8 protein-coding genes are annotated in these 7,091 nt (G+C 58.8%); 6 read left to right on the top strand and 2 right to left on the bottom strand.

Annotated features, from left to right (window positions below; all coding sequences use genetic code 11):
* Nucleotides 1–210: 210 nt before the first annotated feature.
* Nucleotides 211–1,968, bottom strand: coding sequence for an ABC transporter ATP-binding protein (locus GTF44_RS14590; RefSeq protein ID WP_171561926.1), 1,758 nt, complete (start codon nucleotides 1,966–1,968; stop codon nucleotides 211–213).
* 388 nt (nucleotides 1,969–2,356) lie between these two features.
* On the opposite strand from GTF44_RS14590, the gene GTF44_RS14595 reads away from it, so the two are divergent.
* From GTF44_RS14595 to GTF44_RS14605, 3 genes are all read left to right on the top strand, one after another.
* The gene (locus GTF44_RS14595; RefSeq protein ID WP_171562184.1) at nucleotides 2,357–2,695 is read left to right on the top strand and encodes a hypothetical protein; all 339 of its coding nucleotides are present in this window, start codon (nucleotides 2,357–2,359) and stop codon (nucleotides 2,693–2,695) included.
* A 457-nt stretch (nucleotides 2,696–3,152) separates the two neighbouring features.
* A complete protein-coding gene (locus GTF44_RS14600) occupies nucleotides 3,153–3,326 on the top strand; it encodes a hypothetical protein (RefSeq protein WP_171561924.1) in 174 nt (57 codons plus the stop codon).
* A gap of 146 nt (nucleotides 3,327–3,472) precedes the next feature.
* Entirely contained in the window at nucleotides 3,473–3,928 is a 456-nt protein-coding gene (locus GTF44_RS14605) for a thermonuclease family protein (RefSeq protein ID WP_171561922.1), read from the top strand.
* 294 nt (nucleotides 3,929–4,222) lie between these two features.
* Here the strand turns inward: GTF44_RS14605 and GTF44_RS14610 are convergent, their stop codons facing one another.
* A complete protein-coding gene (locus tag GTF44_RS14610) occupies nucleotides 4,223–4,783 on the bottom strand; it encodes a recombinase family protein (protein ID WP_171561920.1) in 561 nt (186 codons plus the stop codon).
* A 466-nt stretch (nucleotides 4,784–5,249) separates the two neighbouring features.
* On the opposite strand from GTF44_RS14610, the gene GTF44_RS14615 reads away from it, so the two are divergent.
* From GTF44_RS14615 to GTF44_RS21970, 3 genes are all read left to right on the top strand, one after another.
* Complete coding sequence (locus GTF44_RS14615; RefSeq protein WP_171562429.1) at nucleotides 5,250–5,774, top strand: hypothetical protein; 525 nt, start codon at nucleotides 5,250–5,252, stop codon at nucleotides 5,772–5,774.
* 6 nt (nucleotides 5,775–5,780) lie between these two features.
* The gene (locus tag GTF44_RS14620) at nucleotides 5,781–6,392 is read left to right on the top strand and encodes a hypothetical protein (RefSeq protein WP_171562425.1); all 612 of its coding nucleotides are present in this window, start codon (nucleotides 5,781–5,783) and stop codon (nucleotides 6,390–6,392) included.
* A gap of 236 nt (nucleotides 6,393–6,628) precedes the next feature.
* A partial coding sequence (locus GTF44_RS21970; protein WP_216368729.1) for a hypothetical protein occupies nucleotides 6,629–7,091 on the top strand: 463 nt, incomplete at its 3' end.

Below are 7,091 nucleotides of genomic sequence, written 5' to 3' on the forward strand. Positions count from 1 at the left end.
CTGCGGCTCAAAGCCGACTTTGGCCACTTAGACCTGATGCGGCATCGCAGCACCTTAAAGCCGCCATTGGCCGCGTATGCAATGTCCAAGCTGGGTCCAAAGTCCGGTCTGCGGGAGATGCCGAACCACACAGTGCGCGACCGGGAGGTCACAACCCCAATTCGACAGGCGGTCCTGCCGGGGAATTCTCCCACTATGCTCTGTAGCGCATCACGCCGCCAGAGTTTGCTTCTCCCGCAGTGCCCGGTAGAGGCCATCTCGGCGTGCCATCAACTCGGCCGGCGTGCCATCTTCGACAATCCGTCCGCGGTCGAAGACCAGAATCCGATCCATCCGCTCGACGGTGGCCAGCCGGTGCGCAATGACGAGTGTCGTGCGTCCTTCCATTAGGCGCTCTGCTGCCTCGGCCACACGCGCTTCGGCCTCGCTGTCGAGAGAGGACGTCGCCTCGTCCATGATCAGAACGGGTGCATCCGAAAGGAACGCGCGGGCAATAGCGACCCTCTGTCTCTCACCGCCCGAGAGCTTGACGCCTCGCTCGCCGACCTTGGTGCCGTACCCCTTCTCGAGGCGCTCGATGAATTCGGCAGCGCCCGCCTTCGAGGCGGCTGCGTAGACTTCGTCCATTTTGGCACCCGGCCGGGCATAACCGATGTTGTCTGCGAGGGAGCGATGGAACAGAATTGGCTCCTGCGGGACCAGCGCGACATGACTGCGAAGCTCGGCCAGGGAAACCGATGCGATGTCCACGCCGTCCAGCGTAATCGTACCGCCCGTAATCTCGTGAAGACGTTGGACCAGCTTGACGAACGTCGTCTTTCCAGACCCCGAGCGACCGACGAGGCCCACCTTCTGGCCCATCGGGATATCGACGTTCAGATCGGTAAAGAGCTCTGTCGGGGCGCCCTCATACGCGTAGTGGACATGGCGGAACGACAGCGCGGCCGCGCGCGGCGGAAGCGCACGGGCCGGGGGCCGAACGACGTCTTTCTCGGGGTTGTCCTGCATGAGATCGACCATCTCCTCAGCGTCGTTCACGGCTTTTTGCAGGTTGCGGACGTGGTTGCCGATCTGGCGCAAGTAGCCGTCGAGCATACCAAGTGCCGAGACGGTAAAGGCGATCTCGCCTGCCCCCGCGGCCCCGCGCATGAACGCCAGCAGTGCACCACCCAGAACCAAGGCCCGCAGCAGCCAGAGGCTCAAGTCCTGCGCAAGGCCAGACCAGGTGCCCCGCCGCCAGGTGCGGCGGCTGCGATGCGCCCACTTTCTGAGAACGCCGTCGATCCGCGCGTCCTCTCGCGCCTCCGCGGCATGGGCTTTAACGACGGCGTTGGACGTGATCGCATCGGCCAGTGCTCCGGAGACACGGCTGTCCTGCGCATTGGCGAGGCGTGCCGCAGGGGCGACCCATTTGAGTGTGAGCGCCAGAGAGATCGCCAGAAAGATCGCCGCGCCAGCAAGCGCCACTAGGCCGACTTCGATACGGAAGGCGGTGAGCGTTGCGATCGTGCCGATCAGGACCAGGACGGCTGGCCCAAGGGCGAGCAGCAGAAGATCTCCCATATCATCCAGAGCCCAGGCGCCCCGCGTTATCTTCCTCACTGTGCTGCCTGCAAAGGCGTTGGCATGCCAAGATGCAGGCAGCCTCTGGACGCGGGCGAAGGCCTCGGCCTCCACCTCACGCATCGTCGGGATGGTCAGGTCGATAATGGCGAAATAGCTGACGATCTTGGCCGTAATGGACAGAACCCCCAAAGCCATCAGGCCCCAGAACGCCGCCCAAGGCGTGGCACCGTCGGCGACAGCGGCCACGAGGCGTCCGGTCAGGATGGGTATCGAGACATCGGCGCCGGTTGAGACAATCTGAAGCCCGACGATGATGGAAAGCAGGCCGGGGCGCCGGGCCCAACGGGACGCGGCGAAGGCGAGAACGCGGGCAAAGGTGCCGCGGGTCGGAAGCTGTGACATGAACGCAATCGCGGACGGGTGTCCGCGCTCTACTAAAGGGATGAGACGAAGCCGGGCTTAGGAGCGGCTATGCGATGGAGAGGTGACGGTGGGGGGGCGGAGATCGCCCGGTGCGTCAACTAATGCCGAACCAAAAACGTGGTCGGCTGAAGGGGGCAGCGTAAAAGTCGATTATCATGCTCGCCCTCCTGATCAGACGCGTCTCATACAGCGTTGCAACATGTACCGATCAGACCGCCGATATGTCAAGCGCACGAGCCCGACCGGTTCGGCATCCGCGGGAGACTGCCGCCACAGGCACCCCGAGGGTTTCCCGGCCTATGCCGGTTATTCATACCTCATGCAGCGGGTGCCCGCTGTCAGCCCAAAACGGACATGATCCTGCTGGATCTGGAAATCCACGCACCCGGTAAGCCCTGGCGGCGACGGCGCCGACACTCTGATTGGCGGGCGTGGCAATGACATCCTGATCGGCGGCCAGGGTGCGGATATGTTTGTGTTAGGGAAGGAAGGCACTGACTGGGACGAAGACGGTCAGAGTGAGCATGGTGTTGACCAAGTCCAGAATTCTGAACTTGGAACAGACCAGATCAGGATTAATGCCGGTAGCTTTGCGTTTGATGAACTGGAGCTCAGAGACGGGGATACCGGTGCTGAGATCATCTCTGGCAAAGGCGGCAAGATCATCCTTGAAGGCATCGTTGCCGCAGATCCTACCGCTGGCTAGTTCGAGTTTGTGACGCAATACCAACCCGATCCAAATTTTGATCCCTGGGCAGACCCTTGGGGGTGGTAATCGAGTTGTGCGATTGCCGTAACTGAGCTGGTAGCTTTCCGACCATCCAACAGAGGCGACGTCGCCGAGTGATCAGATTGGGCCGTCCCTTTGGGCGGCCCACGATCAGCGCCAATGCCGCCAAACTCACCTGCCAAACTGGGCTTCGATCGTCTGGAAGTGTGGAATGGAAACGGTGAAGCTGGGGTTGATTTTGGTTTTGTGGCCGAGATTCGCAAGACAGCGCAGTATTCGCCGTCGCGATCGTCGTCGCTGTGCAGGTCATTCATATGGGCTTCCTGGCCATTCACCATAAAGAGGCCAAGATATACGTGGTCGGGTCTTGCTCGATCATGCCATTGACTGTATCAACCGTTCTGCCGGGGACAACTTATATATGGTATCAGAAATGACCCTATCTGCCCCGAAGTTCATTGTATTCGTGATATCGCTCGCGTTCGCGCTGATCGGCCTATTGCCCCTACTTGGTGTCGCCATTCCGGCTGTTGGCATTTCTGCCGTTTGGGCGCTGGCTATTGGCTATGTGATCCTGGCAGCAGGGGTTCTGTTTAAGGGCGTATAGTACCTTAGCTCTGATGAGTTGCAGCTCGACCGTGAAGGTTGATCTGAGCTTTTTCGATGCTGAGCTTTCCTAGGAAGATATGGCGCGGCGTCCGACGATGGAGACGGCGCTGGCGCATAGCGCGGCGGGTCATTTTCGCGGGTGTCGTGATCGGTCTTTTCTCGATTTGGATTTATGATCGCGCCACGCCGCCAGAGCTGGCACCTGGTGTTTCGAGATCGGCGATCCAAACGGTGGCACCTGAGGACCTTGTCGTGGTCGATGGCGATACGGTGCGACTTGCCGGAGAGACAATCCGCTTGGTCGGTTTCGACACGCCGGAAACGCATCGCGCGCTATGTGAGGCAGAGCGGGTTCTGGCGCACGCGGCCAGAGCCCGCCTGCAAGAGCTCTTGGACGGTGCATTGACAGTGCGAATGGCTTATCTCGCACATCGCGACCAATATGGGCGTCAGCTGGCATGGCTGTCGCTTGATGGTCGTAATGTTGGAGACACTCTGATCGCCGAAGGGTTGGCGCGCCGCTATTTCGGCGGCCAGCGTCATTCCTGGTGCGAGACCCCACACCAGAGCGATGCTCCAGGGGCCGTAGACGACAGGTAATTTGGCACCCGCTATTATCATCTCAAAGCCCTCGCCGGCGGCGCAGGCCGATCAGACTTCCGATCAGATTCAACTTGTCGCGGTTATGCGCTTTGATCATCCCGCGCAGCCCCCCCCGGGATTCATTACAGGACGTGTCAGGTGATCCGAGCCACAACTCATCTCATAGATAGGGGTCGCTCAAGTGAGCGACCCTTGAAGTCTCGACCAACGGCTGAAGGTTTAGCCACGGTATCGACGGTTCGATTCTAAGGCTTTGTGACGTGTCGACAACACTCCCCAAAAGGCCACCGGCTAGTTGACGCGCTGATGCAGGTATCTCTGCAGTGTTCGTCTTGAAACGCCGAACTTTCGTGAGACCGATGTGATGGTTCCGCGACGTTGAGAGATTTCCTGCGCGGCAGCTGATACCTGGCTGTCGGAGAGAGCGCGTGGTCGGCCAATACTGGCGCCCCGTGCGCGTGCGGCCTCAAGGCCAGCCGTGGTCCGCTCGCTGATGAGCGAGCGTTCAAACTCGGCGAGTGCTGCCATGATGTGAAAAATGAGCCGCCCTGCACTGGTTCTGGTATCGATCGCTTCGGTCAGAGACTGGAACTCGGTACTTTGTTTGCTCATTTCATCAATCAACTGAACGAGTCCAGAGAGTGATCGGCCGAGGCGGTCGAGGCGCCAAACAACGAGCGTTCCTCCACATTTCGCCGCCTGGATGGCGGCGGACAGGCCGGATCGCTCCATATCGGCGCCTGACACGCCATTGTCGCAGAAAATGCGTTCACAGCCGGCTTTCTTAAGCGCGGCAATTTGAAGGTCCATTTTTTGCTCATCTGTTGAGACGCGAGCGTACCCGATCATCATAACTTCTTCCCTTTATTCAATAGCTTCTGCGCGCCGTCAGGGAGGTTTCATATGTCTAAGCGGCAATATGAAGTCATTTCTCCCTAGTGAGCCGTTGACAAAAGGGCTCGATTTTTTCATACGCGAGTCTTTCCTTTTTAAACGGGCCCGGTATGTAGCGCCGTAAGGGCGAGCCAACTACCAAACCTTCGATATAATCAGATGCGCATAACCGAGCGGTTTTGACGCGATTTGGCTGCGAGGCGTGCCTGATTTCGTGAGCCGAAGAGATTTGAGGCTACCCTCGGATCCGGCGGATGTGTTTCCGCTGCATGCCTGCCAAGCGCATCGCGGCGCTGTATTGCGACCTATTGCGGCGGCCCTAAGCCTTACCGCGGTAATGGATTTTTGGACGCGGCAGCGAGATCAGTTCTTGGTTTGGCAGCGGACCGGTTCTCATCGAGCGGCGCCACAATTGGGGCGGTGTTTGTTCGTCACCGACCCGTTTTCATCGACATCAACCAGGTTGGCTTCGATCCTTTCGGATTATGGATACGACGTTGAGCTTTGCGACGTCGATCTTTGCAGTGATGGCGATGCGTCTTTTGAATTTCTTTTAGGATATTCTGACAGTCGGACATGTTCTCTCTTTGTGTTCGACTTGGATTTTCTGCGTAAGCAAAAACCGCTCGGCGAGGTGGTCGATTGTCTTATCACCTTCCGCGAGCAGGTCTGTCGCGTACCCAATATCCTCCTTTCGTCGAGCTTCGGGCGAGATGATTTTGGTGTAGATCGGTTGCCAATCGCGGATGCCAGCCTCCGGCTACCTGTCGCGCGGGGCCGGATTGCGGCCGCCATCGCAGAAGCTCGTACAAACAATGCTCTTTGGCAGCGCCGTCTCGAAGATCGGAGCCTGCAGCAGGTCATGACAGGTGGAGGGGCTCTTTGTGTCCCCAAAGCCGGTCTTCAAAGGCCCAGAGCAAGAAGACAGCGATCTGCGCTGAGGGGCTAAGGGAAAATGATGTCTCGTACCGCAGCTTTTCACAATGGCAGCGCGCGTCTGAATGTGGCCGTCCCACTTCATGCGCCGGCGGCGCTGTTGGTTGTTGAGCTTGATCAACTGGTTAGAACTTGGCGCGACGACACCGACCTTGTCTTGGCCATGGCCGGCAGTCGAGAGGTCGTCTTAGACGGCTTCTTCGATGTCGAGGAGCGTGCGATCCTGACACGAGAGCCGGAGACCGGCGAAGTTTTCCAACTTATGCTTGATCCGGTCGGTCATACGATCGGTGTTGACTGGCGTTCGTCAAATGAGCTGTCCGAGATGTTCAACACCGGAGCGGAGAGCCGGGTTGAGACCTACACGCTTGACGCGGATGGGTGGCAATCGGGTCACAGCGTCTTCGTCATTGGCGAAGATAGGGATCTTGGTCCGCCACCTTGGATTGCCGCAGGGTTTTTCGGAGGGTTGGCTGCGACTGCGGCAGCAGTTGTGGCTTGGTATTTCGGCTTATCGTTTTGGGCTGTCACTGTCGTCTTCTTCGGCGTTGAGATCGTTTTTTTTCTTTCCTTTGCTGGGCTACATGCCCGTCCCGCCGCCGGGCGGGGGACATCGTCGTCGAGGGCGTGATGGCATTGGGTTTTTATAGGCCGCCTGCAGGAACCGGCGAGTCTGCGCTACTGAGATTGGCGAAGAGAATACAGCTGCTTAAGGCACCATTCTTATCGCCATCGGAAGCGCCGGATGAACCGATCTCGCGGGATTTCTGGACCGTTCCGCGACCGATGTTGTCAGCATCGAGTAAACAACGCGATGCGCGTGTCGGCGACAGCGCCAAGATCACCACGTCGAACTGGCGCCATATCATGCGTCGCCAGAACACTCTTTCCATCGAGCGCAGCTTTATGATTGCCGACCCGCACGCATCGGTCTCTCGACAACTCGCGGGTGAGCTTGCTGGACTGGGTTATGATGTGGACATCTGCGATGACAGCGACGCTGCGTTCGGATCTCTCACAGACCAACTTGGCGCATGTCGTTGGTCTCTTTTGCTGATCGACCTGGATTTCCTCCAAAATAGCGTTCGGTTGGATGAGATCGTTGGTGATCTTCGGGAATTGCGGCAATCCGTCAGAGATTTGCCCTGCATTTTGGCCTCCGATGGCTTTGGGCGCGATGATCGCGGCGCTGATCGTTTGACGATCACGGATGCAAGGCTTCGGGCGCCCGCGACCCTGGGCCAACTGAAAGACGCCATCCGAGAGGCGCAAGCCAACAATCTCATCTGGCAGCGTCGCGCCGACCATGGGCGCGCCGATGCAGATATCG

This window comes from Roseobacter sp. HKCCD6576-2 (assembly GCF_013179285.1).
GTDB lineage: Bacteria > Pseudomonadota > Alphaproteobacteria > Rhodobacterales > Rhodobacteraceae > Rhodophyticola > Rhodophyticola oceani.